The sequence below is a fragment of the uncultured Mobiluncus sp. genome (assembly GCF_947254095.1).
Lineage (GTDB): Bacteria > Actinomycetota > Actinomycetes > Actinomycetales > Actinomycetaceae > Mobiluncus.
Window position 1 is genome coordinate 14,445 of the sequence record NZ_CAMYBV010000002.1, and the last position, 20,759, is coordinate 35,203.

Sequence of the window (20,759 nt, forward strand, 5' to 3'; positions counted from 1 at the left end):
CTTATGATTGATTTTCGGTATCACCTGGTTTCCTTGGTGGCGGTTTTCTTGGCTCTGGCGGTGGGGATTATCCTCGGTGCCGGGCCGCTGGCCGATCCCATCGGGGATACTTTGACGGGTCAAGTCGACAAACTCCGTGAAGATCGCAACCAGCTCAATGAGCAGCTGACCCATGCCCAGTCTCAAATCAATGTGCAAGACCAGACCATAGAACAGTTCGCGCCGCGGATATTCAATGGATTCCTGCAAGGCACGGGGGTCGCCCTGGTTGTGCTACCCGATGCCGCAGCCGAAGACGTGAAAGCCGTGAGTGAAATCGTTACCGCAGCGGGCGGCACCGTCAACGCTCAGATTAACTTGCAGGACAACTTTTTCTCCCCCGCGAAGCAGGCTTATCGGGAGGCGCTTTCCGGTCAAATCAGACAGTATTTGAGCGATACCACCCGCGCTACCACCCCGGAATCTACTCTGGCCGCAGCTATTGGTCAGCTGATTTTCACCGGTCAAAACGATTCACTCTCGGGAATCCTGACAGTGGAAGAAACCCCGCTGATCCAGGTTGCTAACCCAGCGTCACAGCCGGCTCGCGCCGCGATTATCGTGGGTCCCGGCCCGCTGGAGCCACAGAACGAGAAACAACTGAAAGCATTGGAAAAACAGACCAAGAACCTCATCGAGTTCTCCCAAACTCTGAACACGTTCGCTTCGGGCGTGGTTCTTTACGGTTCGGCACAGGGAGAGAACGACCTGTTGACCAAGGTGCGTTCGGAAGGAAACCCCGTTCCCACGGTGGATAGCATCGGCACGAAAACTTCACTGTTGTCCCTACCTTTTGCTTTGGTGGCCCGCATGAACGGCACCGCCGGAGCCTGGGGAAGTGAACAGAAAGCCTCCGCATTGGTGCCGCCCTTTACGGAAGTTCCTGCTCCACCTGCTCCGGCTGAGGCGCCCGCCGCACCGGCACCGCAGTGAGACCAGGTCAAGCAGCCCAGGAACTAAACCGGAAGGCGAGTTATGCAGATTAACTTCCAGCGCACGAATTTCCACGGCCGGAATGTGAGCCTGTGGGGCGGGGCTGCGGTCGGTGTCCTACTTCCGGCAGCTCAGATGATTTCGGGACGGGGTAATTCCGCAGCATTGCACGTCTCCGTGGCCGCAGCTGGCAGCGGTGCGGCAGGGTTCTTTGACGATATGTCTGACAGCGACACCACGAATAAATCTACGAAGGGGCTACGCGGTCACATTGGGGCTTTGAAAGAGGGCCGGTTGAGCCCTGGCCTGGTTAAGATGCTGGCCCTGATGGCTACGGGAGCTGTGGCAGCCCGGCCTCGCCGTGATGTTTGGAGCTGGCTGATTCAGGCCGGAGTCATTGCCGGAAGCGCAAACCTGATTAATCTGCTGGATTTGAGACCGGGGCGAGCCCTCAAGGTGGCGCTGCTGGGGGGCGCGGCCGGATTCTGGCCCGCCCGCAGCGGATGCTACTCCGCGCGTCGGCGGATGGCCGCAACGAACTGTGCTGTAATCGCCGCGGCCTTGCCGCTAGACCTGCGCGAAGTCACCATGCTGGGCGACACGGGCGCAAACGCGTTAGGAGCGGCCTTGGGCGCCACCTGGTCGCAAGGACGAACGACCCGCACCAACCTCGTGACCTTGGGTGCAATCGCCGCCCTGACCCTGGCTAGTGAAAAAATCAGTTTCTCGAAAGTCATCGAAAGCCACCCGGTGTTGAAAGCCGGGGACGACTGGGGGCGTCTGCCCGCGTAGAGGCCGCGCGAAGAACGGCGCGTTACGAAAAACAGCTTGAAAGGTGAGTTGACGAATTTGAGGAAGCGTGAAAAAGCCGTCACGAACCCGGTAGCAGCCTTAGCGGGGGCTGCCGGGACCGTAGCGGTGATGACGCTCATCTCTAGGATTTTTGGTTTCGGACGATGGTTGGCCCAAGCCACCTGGGTTGGGGCAGGCACGGTCGGTAATGCCTACGCTTCGGCGAACCAAATCCCCAACGTGATTTTTGAAGTCGTGGTCGGGGGCGCTTTGGCTTCCATCACCATCCCACTGTTGGCTCAAGCCATTGCCGGCTCGCTGAAAGACGAAGTGAATCGTATCGCCTCGGCACTGTTTACCTGGACACTAACCCTGCTGGTTCCGCTGGGTTTGCTGGTTTTCGTAGCCGCCGAGCCCATCGCCGTGGTGCTGCCCGTTTCGGTAGGGTCCGATGTCACCACCCAAAATGCGCTGACCGCGTATTTCCTGCGGGTCTTTGCTCTGCAGATTCCGCTCTATGGGATAGCCGTGGTGCTGGGAGGAATCCTGCAAGCCCACCATCGCTTTGCGTGGCCTGCCCTGATGCCGGCGTTTTCCTCCGTCGTCACCATCGGCGCTTATGCCGCCTATGGTGCCTTGAGCGGCTCCGACCCGACCGAGTACACCGCTATTACCGCCCTGGCGTGGGGAACCACCGCGGGGGTGCTAGTGCTGAGCGTTCCGCTTTTCGTTCCCGTCTGGAACGTGGGGGTGCGCCTGAAGCTAGTGTGGAAAATGCCGCGGGCACAATTCCGGCAAGCCCTCACTTTGGGAGCCTACGGTATCGGAGCCCTGCTGGCTGCTCAAGGCTATATGCTCGCCACACTATTCCTGACCCGGTGGGGCGGGGTGGAAGGCACCATCAACGTTTTCCAGTATTCCCAAGCTATCTATCTGCTGCCCTACGCACTGTTCACTTTTCCGGTGGCGACAGTCGTGTTCCCGTTGCTCACCAGGCGTTTCGCGGCGGGACAGACGGCAAAAGTGGGGGAGCTGGCCACCAGTTCCACTGCCTTAATTGCCGGTTTGTCTCTGTTGGGGGTCGCCGGTTTGATTGCGGTGGCGCCCGGTATGGCAGCGATTTTTGCGTGGAATCGGCCCATTCCGGGACTGGAAGTGGCAGTCGTGGCGATGGCTCCCGCCCTCGTGGGCTACGCTCTGCTCTATCACCTGTCACGAGTTTTTATCGCCGTCAACCGGGCGCGGCATTCTTTTTTCGCAGCGCTGCTGGGGTGGGGGATAGCCGCCTTCAGCGGGTGGTTGCTGATTCTCGTTTTGGCGCCTTCGCGCGGTAACGGTGTCGCCACGCTCATCGCTCTGGGCGTTGGTAACGCTTTGGGCATGAGCGCGGCCGGGGTCTACCTGCTGATAATGTGGGGACGCCTCCACGTGGGTTCTCCGGTTCGGGTGTTGAAAGCCCTGGTGGTTGCTGTTCCAGGAGCCGCCCTGGGCGGAGTTTTGGGACGCCTAGCCTATACGGGGGTCGCGACCCTAAACCTGCCTCTAGGGGTGCTATGGGCCACTCTCGGGGCCGGTCTGGTGACGGTAGTCTGCGCCTTGCCGGGACTGAAAGTCATCGCCACGCCGTTTAGGAAACAAACTCGCTCGGCCCGCCACGCTCCCGAATCCGCACCAATGACCGGGGACCTTGGGCCAACCCCTCCCCCTCAGAGTCCTCTCCCGGCAGAACCTCAGACACCACGTTTGGAAGAAGGCGAATCGTGAAAATAACCATGGTGATGGGCAAGGCCTCACACTCGATGGGAACTTTCGTAGCGTCGCTATCGAGTGCTTTGGCGGCGAAAGGCCACGATGTCCGAATTATTGCCGAGCCTACCAGCGCCAAGCTATATCGCCTTAAGAATGTTTTGCCGCTGTGGATTGTGAAACCGCGCAGACTGTTCCTGATGGGTACGAATCTGCAGCGGTTGCGCCGGGCGCGAGACGTGTTCAAGGACTCTGATGTCATTCACGTCCACGGGCTGAAAGCGGCACTATATGCCCTGGTACTGACCATGTTTATCCCCAATGCTCCGCCGCTTTTGGTGTCGCTTTACGAACTGAACGATGAACGCCGCGACACGTTCTGGCGGCGGATGTTCTTTCGCTGGATGGATAGCCGGGCTTCGCTCATCTCGGGCTCCTCGCTGCGCCTAACCGCAAAGATTGACCGGCAATCATCGGCGGACACCGACTCGGCAGTATCTTTCCTGGTCAGCCCCAGGGTAGAGAAACTCTTGCGGACCGGAATGCTCAATCGCAAGGAGCGGGTGGGTAACTGGGCCAAGCTGGCGGCCGCGGAACGACTGCGCAACCGCGGCCAGCTAGTGCTGGGGATTGGCCCGATTGAGCAAGAAAAACGTTTTGACCGGTTTGTCCGGGCTATGCAGCGGGTGACCTATCCAGCCACCGGCGTGGTTATCGGGGACGGAGACCCCCAGCTGCTGGCGGGTCTGCGCTCTTACGGCACCGATGCGCAGGTTTCTTTCCTGGGGTGGCGTAGGTCCTTGGACACGTGGCTGCAAGCCGCGAGCGTGCTGCTCATCACTTCCGAATGGGAGTCGCGGGGCTTCATCGCCCAAGAAGCCATGAGCTTGGGTCTGCCGATTGTGTCTGCCCCGGTCGGAAAATTGCGCGATATTTTGCTGCCGGCAGGAGTAGCAGTAGAAAGTCAACAGAGTGAGAGCCTAATCGGAGGGGAACGAGACGCGGGAACGTCCAATGAGACGGAACTGGGGATTGGCAGCCTTGTGGTGGACACGGAAGATGCTGACGCCACGGCTCAAGCCATTACGAAACTGCTGGCCAACCCCAGCATCTGGTATGAAAAACAAGAGTCTGCTCGGCATCGCGCCGCCACCTGGCCGACCACCGAGCAAGTCGCCAGCGAATGGCTGGGGTTTTATCGGCGCTCCCAAGCGGGCCAGGGCCAGCGAGAAAACCACAGTACCTCGGAACCGCAAATAGGAGAACACAAATGAGCGATACCCCCTCGCACTGGGAACCCTTGGAAGATAAGCGAACCGAGTTTCCCGTGGTGGATTCTCTGGAAGTGTTTACGGGCAAGGTATTTTCCATGCTCACCGAGTGGGTTCGCTATGGCGATGGGGCGGTGATACGGGATTTTGTGAAGCATCCGGGGGCGGTTGCCATCGTTCCGATACGAGAAGGCCCGGCCAGCACTTCGGGAGAGCCGGAAGTGCTGCTGATCAACCAGTATCGTCACCCGGTGGGCGCGACCCTGTGGGAGATTCCCGCGGGATTGCTGGACATTGCGGGGGAGGATCCACTGCGGGCAGCGCAACGGGAGCTGGAGGAAGAAGCCGATTTGCACGCGGCTCGCTGGGATGTGCTGGTGGATTATTTCACCACACCGGGCGGGTCTTCCGAAGCTCTGCGAGTGTTCTTGGCCCGCGATTTGACACTGATTCCCGATGTGGAGCGCAGTTTTCAGCGTGAAGCCGAAGAAGCGTTTATGACGCGGCGCTGGGTGGGGTTGCGTCAGGCGGTGGCGGCGATTTTTGCGGGACAGATACATAATCCTTCCGCGGTTGTCGGAGTGTTGGCCACCGCGCTGGCTCTGGGGCTGCCCGGCGTTTCTCCGGTTTCTTTGCGCCCGGTGTCAGCCCCGTGGTTTCGGAAAACCTATCCGAATTAGACCCGCCGCCAGTCCGCTGTGCTGCCGTTGTTTGGAGCTCCAGCCGAACGCCGCTGGTCTAGCCCGGCTGAGGAAAACTGATTTTTGACACACTCACGTTGCGCAAATTTCTCAATAAAACCGCAGTTTGGCGTATTTTGGCGGGTTTTAAGCAATGACTCGCTTGGGAAAATATGCTAGATTTAGGAAAGTCATTGTTGATGTAAAGATTTTGATGAAAGGGGAACGGGATGCCAGCAATCGTGGATGATCAGGGCACCCGTCAAGTCGTTCTGGACCTAATCATCGAAAAAGGCCCCATTACTGCTTCTGTCCTGGCTAACATCCTCAAACTCACCCCGGCGGCAGTTCGCCGCCACCTCATCTATCTGGAGGACAGCGGGCAAATCGAGAACCTCGAATCGACCGGAAAGATTCGCGGTCGCGGGCGTCCGGCACGCCACTATGTGGCAACCGACGCCGGGCGCGCCACGTTGCCAGATGGTTATTCACAGATGGCGAATAAAGCGCTGGACTACCTGCAACAGGTTGCCGGTGACCAGGCTATCGAAGATTTTGCGAACCGACATTCGCGAGAAGTCGAACGCCGTTATGCTCCGGTGGTTCATGCCGCCGGAGATGACCCACAAGCCCGGGTCGTGGCTTTGGCGGATGCGTTGGCGCAGGACGGCTATGCCGCAACTGTTCGGCAAACCGCGCATGGGCTGGCGCTGCAGCTGTGCCAGGGATCCTGCCCAGTACAGGACGTGGCCAAGTCCTATCCGAAACTGTGTGAGGCAGAAACACAAGCCTTTTCCCGGCTGCTTGACACCCATGTGCAACGTCTCGCTACGCTCGCCGAGGGCGACCATGCCTGCACCACCAGCGTGCCGCTAACCCTGCGTAAGAATGGGGCCATGAGCAGCATTAATGTATTGAGCGCGGCGAAGGCCAGCGCGAAGTCGGGAGGAACAAAAAAGTGAAGACGCCCCCTGGTGACTTCTGACAACATAAAGCCCCGAACGGGCTACCCAGACTTAGAGAAAAACTCGAATGAAAGGACAGAGATGAGCGATGCTCTGACTGAGTCAGATCAGAAAAAGCGCGCGGATGATGAGATTATTGAGTCTATTTCCGATAAGTACGAATTTGGCTGGCATGACTCCGATGCTGCCGGACAGGCCGCGAAGCGTGGCTTGGACGAGGAAGTGGTGCGCTATATCTCCAAGATGAAGGATGAGCCGGAATGGATGCTGAAAATGAGGCTGAAAGCTCTCAAGATTTTTCAGCGCAAGCCCATTCCAAACTGGGGTCCCGATTTGAACTTCCTGGACTTTGACGAGTTCAAGTACTTCGTGCGGGCCGCCGATAAGGTCGCCCAATCCTGGGATGACCTGCCCGAGGACATCAAACAGACCTATGACCGTCTGGGAATTCCCGAAGCGGAGCGCCAACGCCTAGTGGACGGGGTGGCCGCCCAGTACGAATCGGAAGTCGTCTACCACCAAATTCGCGAAGACCTCGAGAAACAGGGAGTCGTGTTTCTTGACACTGACACGGGATTGAAAGAATACCCCGAGCTGTTCCAGGAGTACTTTGGGCGGGCCGTACCGGCGGGGGACAACAAATTCGCCGCGCTGAACACGGCCGTGTGGTCCGGCGGTTCATTTATCTACGTTCCTAAGGGAGTGCAGTGTACGGTTCCCCTGCAGGCCTACTTCCGCATCAACACCGAGAGCATGGGGCAATTCGAGCGGACCCTAATCATCGCCGACGAAGGCTCCTACGTACACTACGTGGAAGGCTGTACCGCCCCGATTTACCAGTCGGATTCCCTGCACGCCGCCATCGTGGAAATCTTTGTGAAAAAGAACGCCCGGGTGCGCTACACAACCATCCAAAACTGGTCGAATAACGTGTTGAACCTGGTGACCCAACGTGCCTTCTGCGAGGAAGGCGCCACGATGGAATGGATTGACGGCAACATCGGCTCGCGCATCAACATGAAATATCCCTCGGTGTACCTGCTGGGGGAGCACGCTCACGGTGAGACGCTGTCCATCGCTTTTGCGGGCAAGGGACAGCATCAGGACACCGGCTCAAAAATGCTGCACCGAGCACCGCACACGTCCTCGCACATTGTCAGCAAATCTATCTCGCGGCAAGGCGGACGTTCGTCATACCGGGGCTTGGTCGACATTGCCGAAAACGCCACCGGTTCTAAGTCCAACGTGCTGTGCGACGCCCTACTGGTGGACACCATTTCCCGCTCTGACACCTACCCTTATGTGGATGTGCGCAATGACGAGGTTGAAATGGGACACGAAGCGACCGTTTCCAAAGTGTCTGAGGACCAGCTGTTTTACCTGATGAGCCGGGGGCTCACCGAGACGGAAGCGATGGCGACCATCGTGCGTGGTTTTGTCGAGCCCATCGCCAAGGAACTGCCGATGGAATACGCCTTGGAGCTGAATCGACTTATCGAACTGCAGATGGAAGGGTCGGTGGGCTAAATGACTGAAGTAACTGTGCCAACAGGCGGTGTGCTGGCCGCTCCGACCCCGACCCGGGTGACTTCCACTTCCGTGGAGGATTTTCCGATGCCGACCGGACGGGAAGAGGCCTGGCGTTTCACGCCATTATCGCGGTTTGCCGGTTTGCTGGAAGAATCTCTCCAGGGTGGCGGAGCCAAGTTTGCGGTGGACGGCACGGCTTTGCGTGCCGACGAACCAGTCCAGCCCGAGGCGGGTCTGACCCTGAAACTGTCCGCGGTGGTGGGACTGTCGCCCCTGGCCGGAGCCCCTTTTGATCGCGCTGGGGCCGTAGGGTGGAGCAATATTTCCAAAACCCTCGATGTGGCGGTGACAGGCGCGGTGAGTCGACCGGTCTGGATTGACGTCACCGCTGAGGAGCCAGACACGGTCGGTCACGTGCGGATACACGCGGAAAAAGCGTCCCAAGCTACCATCGTGTTGCGTCATCGCGGCGGCGGCTCCCTGAACGAGACGTTGGAAGTGAAAGCGGAGCCGGACGCGAAACTGAACGTGGTCAGCCTGCAAGCTTGGGACGATACCGCGGTGCATATGGCGACCCAACAGATGACTTTGGGTGAGAACGCCAGCGTGAAACACGCCAACGTCACCTTGGGAGGGGACTCAGTGCGAATTGCGATGGGAGTGAATCTGCCCGCAGAACGCAGCGATCTAAACCTGCTGGGACTGTACTTTACCAACGCGGGAAAACATCAGGAACACCGGCTGTTTATCGAGCATACGGGGCAAAAATCGAAGTCCCGTGTGACTTACAAGGGAGCTTTGCAAGGCCAGGAGGCCCGCGCCGTGTGGATTGGCGACGTCGGTATCGGGCCGCAGGCTTTCGGGACGGATTCCTACGAACTGAACCGAAACCTGGTGCTGGGCAAGGGACCTCGCGTGGATTCCGTGCCGAATCTAGAGATTCACAACGGTGAAATCGAAGGTGCCGGACACGCTTCGGCAACCGGCCGATTTGACGACGAACAGCTGTTCTACCTGCAAAGCCGCGGCATCGACGCGGTCAACGCGAAACGACTGGTGGTGCGCGCGTTCTATGCGGAACTATTGAATATGTTAGAAATACCGGAATTGACTGACTACGTATTGGGAACCGTAGATAGTCACCTGAGTGTAGGGAGTTTGCAATGAGTTTTATCAATGTTGCCAGTGTCGATGAAATCGAGCCGGGAACCGGCAAAGAAGTTACTGTGGAAGACACCGAAATCGTGGTTTTGCGCAGCGATGAGGGAGATTTCCACGCGATGGCAAAGGAATGTCCGCACGCCGGGTTCTCCATGGTGGACGGCATTATTGAGGACGGTTGCGTAGAGTGTGCCGCGCATGGGGCGCAGTTCGATTTGGAAACCGGCGAGCCGCAGTCGCCGGCGCACGACCCACTGAAGATTTACCCCGTCCAAATTGCCGACGGTTTCGTAGCGGTGGATTTGAAAGCATAACAAAGCCCGGCTGAGCACGAAACGTGCCGAACGGCTTGGAATGGAAAAAGGAAACAGGAGAAAACAGTGTCAGTGTTGGAAGTAAAGGACCTCAAAGCCCAGGTGGAGACCCCGGAGGGGCCAAAAAAGATTTTGAAAGGCGTAAACCTGACCATCAACTCCGGGGAAGTACACGCCATTATGGGACCCAACGGTTCGGGCAAATCGACTCTGAGCTATGTCCTGGCGGGACACCCGAAATATGAAGTCACCGGCGGCGAAGCCTGTCTGGACGGCAAGAACATCCTGGAGATGAGTGTGGACGAGCGCGCTCGGGCGGGACTGTTCCTGGCGATGCAGTACCCGGTCGAAGTCCCCGGGGTGAGCGTGTCGAACTTCTTGCGCACCGCCAAAACCGCGGTGGCAGGGCAAGCTCCAGCGTTGCGCAACTGGATGAAAGAAGTCAACGGAGCTTTTGACGACTTTAAAATGGAGAAAGAATTTGCCAGCCGGGATCTGAATGCAGGTTTTTCCGGCGGGGAAAAGAAACGCCTGGAAATCCTGCAGATGCAGCTGCTGGCGCCGCAGTTCGCGATCTTGGACGAAACGGATTCCGGCTTGGATATTGACGCTCTCAAGGTAGTTTCCGAAGGTATCAACCGGGTGCATGAGGCTGCCAATACCGGAATCCTGCTGATTACCCACTATTCCCGGATTTTGCGTTACGTCCACCCCGATTTTGTTCATGTTTTCGTGGATGGGCGCATCAGCAAAGAAGGTGGACCCGAACTGGCCGACGAACTCGAAGCTGAGGGCTACGACAAGTACCTGGGGACTTCGACGGCTGCCTAAAGGCGGCGTGAGCGGCGAAGGGAAGGAGTTGTCATGGTAACAGGCCCGGCGGCGACAGATTTCAGCGCGGCGGAGCTAACCCGTATTCGCGCGGATTTCCCGATTCTCAATGTTTTGGGACGCGACGGTCAGCCCATCGACTACCTGGACTCGGGGGCAACCTCGCAAAAGCCGGCGGTCGTGTTGGAAGCCATTGACGACTTTTACCGCCGCCACAACGGGGCAGTACACCGCGGCACTCACCAGCTCGGCGACGAAGCCACGGCCTTGTTTGAAGATGCCCGCCAGGACGTGGCGGACTTCTTGGGCGTGAGCGACCCCGAAGAAATCGTGTGGACCTCGGGAGCGACTGAGGCGCTGAACCTGGTGGCTTACGGGTTTGCCGCTGCCACTTGGGAACGCGCGGGCGGACCTTTTGCCTTGCAACCAGGGGATGAAATCGTGTTCACCAGGGCGGAGCACCACGCTAACCTGGTGCCGTGGCAGCTGGTGGCAAAACGCACCGGAGCCGTCACGAAAGTCATCGAGCTGACCCCCGACGGGCGCTTGGACGTGAGTCGCCTGGAGGATGTCATTACGTCGCGCACGCGGGTCGTTGCGTTCACACACCTGTCCAACGTGACGGGGGCGGTGACGGACATTGCGCCAATTATTGCCGCCGCCCGAGCGGCCGGGGCCATCGTCGTCATGGATACCTGCCAATCCAGCGCGCACCTGCCGCTGGATGTCGATGGGCTCGGGGTTGACTTCGCGTGTTTTTCCGCGCACAAGATGCTCGGCCCCACCGGGGTGGGAGCCTTGTGGGGGCGCCGGGAGCTGCTCGAACAGCTGCCAGTATTCCTCAGCGGCGGTTCCATGATTGAAAACGTGACGGTGGAGGAAACGACTTTCATGCCGGCTCCCTACCGCTTTGAAGCCGGCACGCAACCGGTCGCCCAGATTGTGGGTTGGGCCGCCGCGTGCAAGTACCTGCAGGAACTGGGGATGGAACGGGTAGCTGCACACGAACAGGCCCTCACCGCTTACGCCCTGCCGAGGCTGGTGGAGATTCCTGGCGTGAAACTGCTCGGCCCCACCGACATGACGCATCGCGCTGGGGTATTGTCCTTTGAAATGAAAGGGATTCACCCTCATGACCTGGGACAATACTTGGATTCGCAAGGGGTGGCGGTACGGGTCGGCCATCACTGCGCCATTCCGCTGCATCGGTTCTTTGGGGTGAACGCTTCCACGCGAGCCACGTTTAGCCCCACCACGACTATTGATGAGATTGACCGTTGGCTGCAAGCGCTTCCCCAGGCCGCGAAGTTCTTTGGCGTCACGCCGGCGGATAGTTGAATAGACAGAAGGAACACAAGTGAACGAACTGGAAAACCTGTATCAACAGCTCATCTTGGAGCAGTCTAAGGCTCGGCATGGCTCTGGCGCTCTGCCCGGCTGGGCTGCCAGTTCTCACCAGGTTAATCCGACCTGCGGTGATGAGGTTACGCTGCAGGTGGAAGTGGCTGACGGAAAGCTGCGCAACCTGGTGTGGGACGGGCACGGTTGCTCGATTTCGCAGGCCTCCCTGTCGATGATGTGGGAGCTGGTGCAGGGTCAAGACCTGGAAACTGTGCACGGGCTGGAACAGGATTTCAACGAGATGATGCATTCGCGAGGCCGGGGAGTGGACGAAGACTTGCTCGATCGTCTGGGTGATGCGTCCAGCCTGGAAGGGGTGTCCCGCTACGTCAACCGCGTGAAATGCGCCCTGCTGGGGTGGATGGCTTTGAAGGATGCGCTGGCCCAAGCTGCGGCCTCGGATGGAACCGGCGGCGGCACCCAGGCGGCGCCGCACTGCGACCCGCGAGTGATGAACCGGACTTGTGACCCTAAAACCACACAAAACAACAAAGGAACAAACCCATGAGTGAAGAACCCTTGAGTAAAGAGCTATTGGACGAGCTGGGTACACCGAAGACCAGCGCGGCGGTGGAGTCAGAGGTCAACACCGCACCATCAGGGTCGGTAACCGTGGTTGACGGGATAGCGGCAGATGCCGTGGCGGAACCGGGAGCGGAACTTTCCGAAGAGCAACGTGCCTTGGTGGAAGAAATCGTGGAGTTGCTGAAGGACGTTATTGATCCGGAACTGGGCATCAACATCGTGGATTTGGGGTTGCTTTACGGGCTGCACTTGGACGGAGACGACCTGGTTATTGATATGACCCTGACCTCCGCTGGCTGCCCATTGACGGATATGATTGAGCGCCAGTGCCGTTTCGTGCTGGAAGATTTGGTGAAAACCGTGTCTATCAACTGGGTGTGGCTGCCGCCGTGGGGTCCGGACAAAATCACCGAGGACGGCCGCGAGCAGCTGCGAGCCCTCGGTTTCAACGTGTGATTTATACGCAGGCACCTAACTTGGCGTTATCTGGTGAGTAGTGCAAATCTGTGGAGTGCACATCGTATTTGACGATTTTGGTACAGCTACCGAGATAACTTGCCCAAAAAGATGTCCCGGCTCTTGTTAGAATTACCCTATGTCCCACCTTTTTACGCCGTTTCGGCTGAAAAACCTCGAGACCCGCAACCGTTTGTGGATGCCGCCGATGTGTCAATTTACCGCCTCTTCCGAGGGGCCATCCGCGGGTTGGCCTAACGATTGGCACGAAGTTCACTACGGGGCCAGGGCATCAGGCGGGGTGGGTGCCGTCATTGTGGAAGCGACCGCGGTGAGCCCGGAAGGACGTATCAGCCCTTTTGACTTAATGCTGGATCGGGACGAAAAGATCCCGGCTTTTGCCCGGTTGGCCACCCTCATCAAGGAAGGCGGTGCGGCTGCGGGCATCCAGATTTCTCACGCCGGCAGGAAGGCCTCCACGTCTCCTTCTGGCACGCCCCTGGCTCCCGAAGACTCCGACCTGGGAGGCATCGGCTGGCATACCATTGCTCCTAGCCCGATTCCGTTTACCTCCCGCCACGAAACTCCCCGCGAAATGAGTGTCGCGGATATCCACAAAACGCAAACGGACTTCGTTTCCGCCATTCGCCGCGCTTTGGCGGCCGGTTTCGATTTTGTGGAACTTCACGGCGCCCACGGTTACCTGTTGAGCCAGTTCATTTCCCCGCTGACTAACCAACGCACCGATGAATACGGCGGGGATTTGCAGGGGCGTTTCCGTTTTTGGCGTGAACTGGTCATTGCGATTCGCGGGGAGCTGGGGGGAAACTTCCCGCTCTTGATGCGGATTTCGGCGACGAACTGGGTTCCCAGCGGAGCTTTCGGGCTGCAACGTGACGTCACTTTGGAAGACTGGGGTCGGATCGTCCAGGATCTGGCGGCTTTCGGGGTTGACTTTATTGACGTGTCCACCGGCGGGCTGATTGACGGGGTAACGATTCCGCAAGCGCCGGGTTATCAGGTCAAATATGCCACCGAGATTCAAGACCGGGGGCCCCTGCCCGTTTCGGCTGTCGGCATGATTACCGAACCGGCACAAGCTGAACAGATTTTGGTCAACGGTCAAGCCTCCGTGGTTCAGGTCGGCCGGCCGTTGCTGACTGACCCCTCGCTGCCCCTAGCCTGGGCGGCGCGTTTGGGCGACGAAGCCCCCATTCCCAAGCCTTACATCAACGGCACTCCGCGCAGCTAACGCTGGCTTTGGGCCGGCCGCCGCCAAATCCTTTTGACATTTCCTGGGGAGCTACTTTGCTTTCGCAATCAGAGCTTGCCCCAGGTACGTCACAAATTCCTGTAATTCGGCGCGAGCCTCGTTGGCGTCCTTGACAGGGTTTTTGCCGTCGAAATATACCCGAATCTCCAAGTTACCGACCCGTTGAAACACCCCGACTTCGGTGGGGGCAATCTGGCCTTCACCGCGGTCCGTTCCGTAAGTCATCATCAAACCATCTCGGGCTCCGTCAAGAGGATAATCCGCCGCCGCGGTGGTTTGATTCGAGCTGGCTCCTCCGGGAGTCGTCACCGCATAGGTGGGGCAGGCTTGAGCCAAATCCCGCTGGACTTTAATCGCTTTCTCAGCCTGCGCCACAGACGGGTAGGCCCGCAGTTGAGAGCGCACTACCGTAGCGTGATTGTTGAGGTTGGCTTGGGAAAAAGCCGCGGGGATTTCCGGTTTGTCAGTATAGGAGTCCATGAGTTTTTGCTGGCACATCGCGGGTTTGAACGTGGTCTCCCGTAGCAAATCCAACGCTTGATGATCCGCGGAGCGCATCGAAGCGGTCGTTTCTTCGTCATAGACTTTCAGGCTGTCGCCCTTAATCTTTAGCCCACCCAAAATAATGGCCAGATTGGGGCCAGAGAACTGTTTCACCATCGTCGGAAGGGAATTTTTTTGCTTGAGGTAAGCGCTGTCGGGGTTGTCCAGAGTCTGTTTCGTGCCAGCACATCCGCTCAACATCGCGACAAGCAGCGCCGCCCCCAGTACGCTGGCGACTGTCTTTTGGTAACGCATCAGTTTTCCTCCCAAGTGTGTCTCAAACAGTTTACCGTTTCGTGTGGCGTTGAGAGACCACGGCTCAATCGACTTCAACTAGTTCCAGATAAGTTTCGTCCCACAGGTCCTCATCACCATCGGGCAGCAGCAGGACTCGTTGCGGATCCAGCGCTTTCACCGCGCCCGGATCGTGGGTGACCAGGATAACCGCGCCCTCATAGGTGGCCAAGGAGTTCAGAATTTCCTCCCGTGAGGCGGGGTCCAGGTTATTGGTCGGTTCGTCCAGCAGCAGCACGTTCGCCCCGCTCACCACCAATGTCGCCAGAGCCAAGCGCGTCTTTTCGCCACCGGACAGCACCGCGGTGGGTTTGTCGGCGTCCGCCCCGGAGAACAGGAACTGTCCCAGCAGGGAACGCACCTGGGTGTCGTCAAGTTCCGGAGCGGCCTGGCGCAGATTCTCAACTACGGACAGGGAATCGTCCAGGGTCTCGTGTTCCTGGGCGTAATAGCCGAGCTTCAGTCCGTGACCGGCAACCACCCGTCCGGTGTCGCTGGTCTCCAGACCAGCCAAGATACGCAACATGGTGGTTTTCCCCGCACCGTTGAACCCTAACACCACGACTTTTGAGCCGCGGTCGATAGCCAGCGTCAGGTCAGTAAAGACTTCCAGGGAACCGTAGGTTTTGGAAATTCCTTCAGCAGCTAGGGGAACTTTCCCACAAGGCTGGGGCTGCGGGAAATCGAGTTTGGCGACTTTTTCTTTCGGGCCTTCCGCCTGGGTATTTTCCAGCAGCTGCGCCGCTCGGCGCAACATCTGTTGAGCCGCCACGGCCTTGGTGGCTTTCGCGTGGAGGCGTTCGCCCTGGGCTTGCAGGGCCGCGGCTTTCTTTTCCGCTACCGCCCGTTCCCGTTTCCGCCGCGCCTCGTCGTCCGCGCGGGCTTGTAAATAGGCTTTCCAGCCCATGTGGTACACATCCAACGCGCCGCGCATCGCATCGAGGTACAAAACCTGATTTAAGGTTTCGTCCAAAAGTTTCACGTTGTGCGAAATAATCAGGACCCCGCCGGGAAACGAACGCAGGTAACTGCGCAGCCACACTATGGAGTCATGGTCTAAGTGGTTGGTGGGCTCGTCCAACAACAGGGTGTCCGCCCCGGAAAACAGCACGCGCGCCAGTTCGACCCGGCGGCGTTGCCCCCCGGAGAGCGTCCCCAAAGACTGGCGTAACGTTTCGTTGGAAATCCCCAAGTTAGCTGCGATTTGTGCAGCCTCGGAAGCTGCCGCGTAGCCGCCGGACATATGAAACTCCTGATCCAGGCGCACATATTTTTCCATGGCCTTTTGCTGTTTTTCGCCCGTCTCGCGGCTCATCGCCTCCTCTGCCTTACGGATTCTGGCTTCGATGACATCGAGTCCGCGCACGCTCAAGATGTGGTCGCGCACGATCTGGTCAGGATCGACTTCCCGAGGGTCTTGGGGAAGGTAACCCGGGGTCGTCGACCGGGATACGGTTCCTTCAACCTGAATCGCGTCGGGCAGTCCGGTACCGCTCAGCAGTCTCATCAGGGTGGTTTTGCCGGCGCCGTTGCGTCCCACCAAACCGACCCGCATACCCTTGTTGACCTGGAACGAAGCGTGTTCCATGAGGACACGGTCCGCAATCCGCAAGGTGAGGTCGGTGGCAGTAATCACCCCAAGAGTTTAGTCGGAAAACCGCCAGAACCGAAAACCTGCCCACCCGACCTTGTGACGTGAGATACAACCCCCAACAAATCCGTCTGGGGAACGATTCTCGGGACGAAAATCACCCCAAAGGGTGAGTGGAGATGGCGGTAGATGCGATAGCGTTAAAACGCACAAGCCGCTCGACTGGAAGGACAGAAAATGGCTGAAAAGCAATCTATTTTGGGGCGTATTGCCCAAATTACCAAGGCTAATATCAACTCGCTGCTGGACAAGGCAGAGGACCCCGAAAAGCTGCTTGACCAACTGGTACGTGATTACACCAATGAAATCGCGGAGGCTGAACAGGCGGTGGCGCAAACGATTGGGAATCTGCGTTTAGCGGAACGCGACCGCGATGAGGATCAGCAGGCCGCCACCGAGTGGGGGGCGAAAGCCGCGGCGGCTTCCCAAAAAGCCGATGAACTGCGAGCTGCCGGCAACGCGGCCGAAGCTGACAAGATGGACAACCTGGCGAAGGTCGCCATCACGAAACAGATTAGCTTTGAAAAGGAGGTCGAGGAAGCGGCTCCGATTATTGCTTCCCAGACCGCCACGGTGGATAAGCTCAAGTCCGGGCTGAACACGATGAAGATGCAGCTGGAGGACTTGAAGTCGAAGCGGGACTCGTTGGTGGCTCGCTCAAAGACCGCGGCCACGCAAACCCAGGTGCAGCAGGCCGTTTCCAAGATTAACATTATGGATCCGACTTCCGAGCTGGGGCGTTTTGAGGAAAAGGTCCGCCGGGCCGAGGCCATGGCGGCCGGTCAGGCCGAGCTGGCAGGAGAGGGCGAATCCCTGGAGGAACAGTTCGCCGCCCTGGATGTGTCCGCGGCAGACGCGGAAGTGGCAGCGCGACTCAACGCTTTGAAGAACAACGGCTAGGGAGCTGACAAAGTTGTGGGGCTGGTTGATTGTCAACCGGCCCCACGCTGTTTTTATGTCCGAGGAATTAAGCTGACCTCAGACTCGGGGTTTTGCCACGAGCCAGTTTGGGCGCGAACCGTGCCAAGCTGTAGGCCGCGGCGGTGATGAGGGTCAGCGTTGCCATAATCAGCCCCACGGTTCCGGTCGCCACAATGCAAAGCGTGGAAAGGATCAGCGCCGGGAGGAGCCACCCTACAGAAAAACTGTGCTTAATGGAAACCGCTACGAAACCAAACGAAGCCAGCGCCAGGACTATCACGGCCAGCTGAGAGGGAAGGGGCACCGACGGATAGTAAATAGTGGTGTGTTCAGAGGGGTAAAATGTTTTGCCGCTCAGGTACATCTGCCACAGCGCGAACCCGGAGTGAGCCACGACTGCGAGACTGAGAAATATGGCAACAATTCGTTGAATAACCAAATTTGCTTTCATCATTGCACCACCTTTCAAAACACCGACAACTTAGTAATATTTTATCTTACGGTTCATATTAAAACCAGGGGCGCGGTCGTCTCTACGGGGGCACAAACCGCGCCCGTCATTGACTTGCAGGGCAGGGTGGCTATTTCCGGGTACGAATCCACAGGCGGTCGAATTCCCAAGCGGAGAGTTCCGCGGCGACTTCGCCGTTGCGTTCCATGCCGTGGAGCAAATCCCCGGCCTCGCGCAGCAGCGAAAGCGCCCAGCGGATAGTGGTTTCCCGGTCCGACCCGGCGGAATAAACCAGTTGCACCGCGCATTTCCGCAGGTAGCGAGCCCGCAAGAGCGGTTGTTCGCTGTACAAATCCGCGGCGCAGCCATAGAGCCCGGCGGCGCGGATACCCTGCAGGTCTCGCGCCGCCAAGTCCGCGGCGATGACCGTAAATTCTTGCTCCAGTTCCAGTTGATTGTGGCTTTGCGCCCAAGCCGACACTTCCTCGGCGTATTCAATGCCTTTCTTGGCGCGTCCCATCCGCGCCAGCGAACGAGCCAGTATCGCTTTGATGCCGATGCGGCGGGTTTCTCCCAGATTCAGCTGGTCAAAGAGTTGGAGGGTCTCGATGCCGTAGGCGATGACGTCCTGGTCCAGGTGCATTTCGGCGCTGAGCTCGGTACGAGTGGCGCTCAGCAGGGCTCGTTGGAGCAACAGACCCTCCGATTTGGCCTGCTGGTATAGCTTTTTCACCCGCTCCAGAGCCGCGGCGAGGTTTCCACTGTCCTGATCTAGGTTCAGGCGAAACATTCCGATGGTCATGCGGGCGCCTTGCACATCAGAAAATATCCCTAGGTTGCTCTCCAAATCGTCAAGGAAAAACTGCGCCTGTTCCTCGTGTCCCTGAGCCAGAAAAATTTTCGCTTGTAACAGCGCGGAATCCAGGCGAATTCGAGCGGTGCTGCCGGCCGCTTCGCCGCGAAGGATTTGGGCAGCTCGCAAATCCCCCAGTTCCAGCAGGCTGGCAGCCAAAACAATCATCGATTCAGATTTTTCCAGCGAATCGGGGACCCTGGTGAGGAATTTAATCAGTTGCGCCGCGGTCTCGGAAGCTTCCACCGGGGGAATCTGAGGCAACAGCAGGGCATGGGCTTGTACCAGAGCATAGGTGGCGCCCTGCAAGTCGTCTAGGTGGTGGCACCACACCGCGACTTGCTTCCAGGTGGAGGCCGCCGCGCCGTTTTCACCGCGAGCCACCAGCATGTCTGCCCACAGACGCAAAATATTCAGATTTTCTGTCTCGCTGCGATTGGGGTTGGGGGCGAAAGGTTCGGCTAGGGGGAAAGACTGCAGAGCGTAGGCGAGTAGGCGCAAACTGACGGAATGGGACGCGGTGGCGTACTGGCTGGCCAAATCCGGCAGCAACAGTGTGGAATCCATCCGATTGACCATTACGCATCGTCCTCCTGGGGCAAATCTGACGATAGCTGCGTGCTTTCGTCAGACATGACCGACGGCTGGGTGCCATCCTCGACTCCGGCCATCCAAGTGCGCAGCTCATTCCACTTGGCGAGTTCCGGGGCGGCGAGGCTACGTTCCCCCTCCGGGGTGGACATCAGCAGCGAGAGGGCCTCATCCATGAGATCTTTCGCTAAGGATAGCGCGGTACGCACTTCGATGGAATTGGCATCCGGGGCCATCTCTAAGTGTTTTAGGGTTTCAGCTTCCAGTTTTGCGGCGGGGGTGTCTGTCGCGGGGGGGACTGCACAAGGTTCCTCGGGGAGCTTTTCGCGTGGAGGTTTCAGTCCGACGGTGGCCAAAATGGCTGCGGACTCTTTGCGGAGGAAGCGGGCTTGCAACGATATTTCGCCACCGGTCAGCTCGGCGCAAAAACCGTAAAGGTTCGCGGCGCGAGCTTGGTCCCCGCTGATTCTGGCGGATTTCGCTCCCATCTCATAAAGCACAATGGCGGTATCCACATCCCCGTGCTCCCGCGCTCGAGTGCCGGCGATTTCGGCACAGTTGACCGCCTGGATATGACGCCCCAAACCGGCCAAGCCCTGCACCAAGACGATGTCCAAGGTCCGCACCACCTCGTTGTTGATGCCGATATCGTGGGCTACGTCCAGAGCCCACGAAGCCAAGTCAACCACGATTTCCGGTTTGTTCAGTTCCACTAGGGAAGAAATCTGTTCCATCGCCGCGACCACCGCCATATAGGGCAGGTCATAGTCGCGGCACAGGTCAGTGACAATTCTGAGGTGGTTGGCGGCGTCCACGTGACGGCCGATGGCTCGATACCAGGTTCCCAGGAACTCGCGCACCTCGACTTGCAGGGCTAGGGGGTCCTCGGAATCGCGCCCTAAGATAAGCTCACCAAACTCCAGAGCCTCATCAATTTGCCCGCTGCAAGCCAACAACACCGCGTCAGCCAGGTCCAAACGGGCTTTGAGGGATTCTTTTTCGGGACAGATGACCCGAGCTTGATCCAGAGTTTCCCGCCCATCGGCGTTGGCGCCGATGAGGGCGAAACCATGAACCAGGTGGGCGAGGGTAGCGGTGGTCAAATCCGGGTTTTGCGCCATAGCGGTGGGGTTATCGAACAGCAGATCCACGATGTCACGCAAATCCTGACGAATCGCCCCCACGAAAGGCGAACCGTGTTCGGTGTCGTCATCGAGACGGAAAGACCGATCCACGTGCAGTTGCGCGAGAGCCGCCGCTTGAGACACAATATCGCCAGCCCCCGCGGCTTGGGTGGCGGCGAACTTAAAGATAGCGCGGCAGGCGCTGACGTCCCCCAAAGCGTCCAAAATGGTGGCCCGGAGTCGCAGGAACGAAATAGCGTGGTGGGGAGCCACCGCACTTAAAGGGGCGTTGGGGAAAGCCTGCAGCATTCGGTCAGCGAGACGCCACGCATAAGAGCCGGTGGCATCCGTGTACGCTTCACACAGCTCATCCAGAGAATCTGGAACGGGAGGAAGAATGAAACGCTGCATGAG

20 protein-coding genes are annotated in these 20,759 nt (G+C 58.6%); 15 read left to right on the forward strand and 5 right to left on the reverse strand.

Features of this window, described 5'->3' with window-relative positions; all coding sequences use genetic code 11:
* Positions 1 to 3 precede the first annotated feature (3 nt).
* The 14 genes from Q0X47_RS00785 to Q0X47_RS00850 all read left to right on the forward strand — a co-directional run bounded on the left by Q0X47_RS00785 (position 4) and on the right by Q0X47_RS00850 (position 13,896).
* Positions 4 to 972, forward strand: coding sequence for a copper transporter (locus Q0X47_RS00785; RefSeq protein WP_297721597.1), 969 nt, complete (start codon positions 4 to 6; stop codon positions 970 to 972).
* A 42-nt stretch (positions 973 to 1,014) separates the two neighbouring features.
* Complete coding sequence (locus Q0X47_RS00790) at positions 1,015 to 1,764, forward strand: beta-carotene 15,15'-monooxygenase (RefSeq protein ID WP_297721599.1); 750 nt, start codon at positions 1,015 to 1,017, stop codon at positions 1,762 to 1,764.
* A gap of 57 nt (positions 1,765 to 1,821) precedes the next feature.
* Complete coding sequence (murJ, locus tag Q0X47_RS00795) at positions 1,822 to 3,528, forward strand: murein biosynthesis integral membrane protein MurJ (RefSeq protein ID WP_297721602.1); 1,707 nt, start codon at positions 1,822 to 1,824, stop codon at positions 3,526 to 3,528.
* A complete protein-coding gene (locus tag Q0X47_RS00800; protein WP_297721605.1) occupies positions 3,525 to 4,784 on the forward strand; it encodes a glycosyltransferase family 4 protein in 1,260 nt (419 codons plus the stop codon). The genes murJ and Q0X47_RS00800 overlap by 4 nt, the downstream gene beginning before the upstream one ends.
* The gene (locus Q0X47_RS00805; RefSeq protein WP_297721607.1) at positions 4,781 to 5,461 is read left to right on the forward strand and encodes an NUDIX hydrolase; all 681 of its coding nucleotides are present in this window, start codon (positions 4,781 to 4,783) and stop codon (positions 5,459 to 5,461) included. The genes Q0X47_RS00800 and Q0X47_RS00805 overlap by 4 nt, the downstream gene beginning before the upstream one ends.
* Positions 5,462 to 5,691: 230 nt before the next feature.
* Entirely contained in the window at positions 5,692 to 6,423 is a 732-nt protein-coding gene (locus Q0X47_RS00810; protein ID WP_297721611.1) for a metalloregulator ArsR/SmtB family transcription factor, read from the forward strand.
* 84 nt (positions 6,424 to 6,507) lie between these two features.
* Positions 6,508 to 7,953 (forward strand): Fe-S cluster assembly protein SufB, encoded by a 1,446-nt coding sequence (gene sufB, locus Q0X47_RS00815; RefSeq protein ID WP_297721614.1) that lies wholly within the window; start codon positions 6,508 to 6,510, stop codon positions 7,951 to 7,953.
* The gene (locus tag Q0X47_RS00820; RefSeq protein ID WP_297721617.1) at positions 7,954 to 9,123 is read left to right on the forward strand and encodes a SufD family Fe-S cluster assembly protein; all 1,170 of its coding nucleotides are present in this window, start codon (positions 7,954 to 7,956) and stop codon (positions 9,121 to 9,123) included.
* Positions 9,120 to 9,431, forward strand: a complete 312-nt coding sequence (locus tag Q0X47_RS00825; protein WP_297721620.1) for a Rieske 2Fe-2S domain-containing protein — start codon at positions 9,120 to 9,122, stop codon at positions 9,429 to 9,431. Before Q0X47_RS00820 ends, Q0X47_RS00825 begins: the two co-directional genes overlap by 4 nt.
* Positions 9,432 to 9,497: 66 nt before the next feature.
* On the forward strand, positions 9,498 to 10,262 hold the full coding sequence (gene sufC / locus Q0X47_RS00830) for a Fe-S cluster assembly ATPase SufC (protein WP_297721623.1): 765 nt from the start codon (positions 9,498 to 9,500) through the stop codon (positions 10,260 to 10,262).
* A 33-nt stretch (positions 10,263 to 10,295) separates the two neighbouring features.
* Positions 10,296 to 11,600 carry an aminotransferase class V-fold PLP-dependent enzyme gene (locus Q0X47_RS00835; protein WP_297721626.1) on the forward strand — a complete coding sequence of 435 codons (1,305 nt, stop codon included), beginning with the start codon at positions 10,296 to 10,298 and terminating at the stop codon, positions 11,598 to 11,600.
* Between the two features lie 19 nt (positions 11,601 to 11,619).
* Positions 11,620 to 12,171, forward strand: a complete 552-nt coding sequence (gene sufU / locus Q0X47_RS00840; protein WP_297721629.1) for a Fe-S cluster assembly sulfur transfer protein SufU — start codon at positions 11,620 to 11,622, stop codon at positions 12,169 to 12,171.
* Positions 12,168 to 12,644: a metal-sulfur cluster assembly factor gene (locus tag Q0X47_RS00845; RefSeq protein ID WP_297721632.1), complete on the forward strand. Its 477-nt coding sequence runs from the start codon at positions 12,168 to 12,170 to the stop codon at positions 12,642 to 12,644. Before sufU ends, Q0X47_RS00845 begins: the two co-directional genes overlap by 4 nt.
* A 139-nt stretch (positions 12,645 to 12,783) precedes the next feature.
* On the forward strand, positions 12,784 to 13,896 hold the full coding sequence (locus tag Q0X47_RS00850; protein ID WP_297721635.1) for an NADH:flavin oxidoreductase/NADH oxidase: 1,113 nt from the start codon (positions 12,784 to 12,786) through the stop codon (positions 13,894 to 13,896).
* A 51-nt stretch (positions 13,897 to 13,947) separates the two neighbouring features.
* On the opposite strand, the gene Q0X47_RS00855 is transcribed toward Q0X47_RS00850, so the two are convergent.
* Both Q0X47_RS00855 and Q0X47_RS00860 read right to left on the reverse strand, forming a co-directional pair.
* Complete coding sequence (locus Q0X47_RS00855; protein WP_297721638.1) at positions 13,948 to 14,715, reverse strand: hypothetical protein; 768 nt, start codon at positions 14,713 to 14,715, stop codon at positions 13,948 to 13,950.
* Between the two features lie 64 nt (positions 14,716 to 14,779).
* The gene (locus Q0X47_RS00860; RefSeq protein WP_297721641.1) at positions 14,780 to 16,390 is read right to left on the reverse strand and encodes an ABC-F family ATP-binding cassette domain-containing protein; all 1,611 of its coding nucleotides are present in this window, start codon (positions 16,388 to 16,390) and stop codon (positions 14,780 to 14,782) included.
* 192 nt (positions 16,391 to 16,582) lie between these two features.
* Here Q0X47_RS00860 and Q0X47_RS00865 point away from each other — a divergent pair, with 192 nt between their 5' ends.
* Positions 16,583 to 17,305, forward strand: coding sequence for a PspA/IM30 family protein (locus Q0X47_RS00865; protein ID WP_297721644.1), 723 nt, complete (start codon positions 16,583 to 16,585; stop codon positions 17,303 to 17,305).
* Between the two features lie 67 nt (positions 17,306 to 17,372).
* On the opposite strand, the gene Q0X47_RS00870 is transcribed toward Q0X47_RS00865, so the two are convergent.
* The 3 genes from Q0X47_RS00870 to Q0X47_RS00880 form a co-directional block, all read right to left on the reverse strand.
* Positions 17,373 to 17,780: a hypothetical protein gene (locus Q0X47_RS00870; RefSeq protein ID WP_297721647.1), complete on the reverse strand. Its 408-nt coding sequence runs from the start codon at positions 17,778 to 17,780 to the stop codon at positions 17,373 to 17,375.
* 127 nt (positions 17,781 to 17,907) lie between these two features.
* The gene (locus Q0X47_RS00875; protein ID WP_297721650.1) at positions 17,908 to 19,209 is read right to left on the reverse strand and encodes an exopolyphosphatase; all 1,302 of its coding nucleotides are present in this window, start codon (positions 19,207 to 19,209) and stop codon (positions 17,908 to 17,910) included.
* On the reverse strand, positions 19,209 to 20,756 hold the full coding sequence (locus Q0X47_RS00880) for a hypothetical protein (protein ID WP_297721653.1): 1,548 nt from the start codon (positions 20,754 to 20,756) through the stop codon (positions 19,209 to 19,211). The genes Q0X47_RS00875 and Q0X47_RS00880 overlap by 1 nt, the downstream gene beginning before the upstream one ends.
* Between the last annotated feature and the right edge of the window lie 3 nt (positions 20,757 to 20,759).

Bases quoted from the DNA above. Each gene is read 5' to 3' on its own strand.
- Q0X47_RS00820 (WP_297721617.1), top strand. From the start codon at position 7,954: ATGACTGAAGTAACTGTGCCAACAGGCGGTGTGCTGGCCGCTCCGACC.
- Q0X47_RS00790 (WP_297721599.1), top strand. From the start codon at position 1,015: ATGCAGATTAACTTCCAGCGCACGAATTTCCACGGCCGGAATGTGAGC.
- Q0X47_RS00855 (WP_297721638.1), bottom strand. From the start codon at position 14,715: ATGCGTTACCAAAAGACAGTCGCCAGCGTACTGGGGGCGGCGCTGCTT.
- sufB (WP_297721614.1), top strand. From the start codon at position 6,508: ATGAGCGATGCTCTGACTGAGTCAGATCAGAAAAAGCGCGCGGATGAT.
- Q0X47_RS00835 (WP_297721626.1), top strand. From the start codon at position 10,296: ATGGTAACAGGCCCGGCGGCGACAGATTTCAGCGCGGCGGAGCTAACC.
- Q0X47_RS00825 (WP_297721620.1), top strand. From the start codon at position 9,120: ATGAGTTTTATCAATGTTGCCAGTGTCGATGAAATCGAGCCGGGAACC.
- Q0X47_RS00850 (WP_297721635.1), top strand. From the start codon at position 12,784: ATGTCCCACCTTTTTACGCCGTTTCGGCTGAAAAACCTCGAGACCCGC.
- Q0X47_RS00870 (WP_297721647.1), bottom strand. From the start codon at position 17,780: ATGATGAAAGCAAATTTGGTTATTCAACGAATTGTTGCCATATTTCTC.
- Q0X47_RS00875 (WP_297721650.1), bottom strand. From the start codon at position 19,209: ATGGTCAATCGGATGGATTCCACACTGTTGCTGCCGGATTTGGCCAGC.
- Q0X47_RS00805 (WP_297721607.1), top strand. From the start codon at position 4,781: ATGAGCGATACCCCCTCGCACTGGGAACCCTTGGAAGATAAGCGAACC.
- Q0X47_RS00865 (WP_297721644.1), top strand. From the start codon at position 16,583: ATGGCTGAAAAGCAATCTATTTTGGGGCGTATTGCCCAAATTACCAAG.
- Q0X47_RS00845 (WP_297721632.1), top strand. From the start codon at position 12,168: ATGAGTGAAGAACCCTTGAGTAAAGAGCTATTGGACGAGCTGGGTACA.
- Q0X47_RS00810 (WP_297721611.1), top strand. From the start codon at position 5,692: ATGCCAGCAATCGTGGATGATCAGGGCACCCGTCAAGTCGTTCTGGAC.
- Q0X47_RS00785 (WP_297721597.1), top strand. From the start codon at position 4: ATGATTGATTTTCGGTATCACCTGGTTTCCTTGGTGGCGGTTTTCTTG.
- Q0X47_RS00880 (WP_297721653.1), bottom strand. From the start codon at position 20,756: ATGCAGCGTTTCATTCTTCCTCCCGTTCCAGATTCTCTGGATGAGCTG.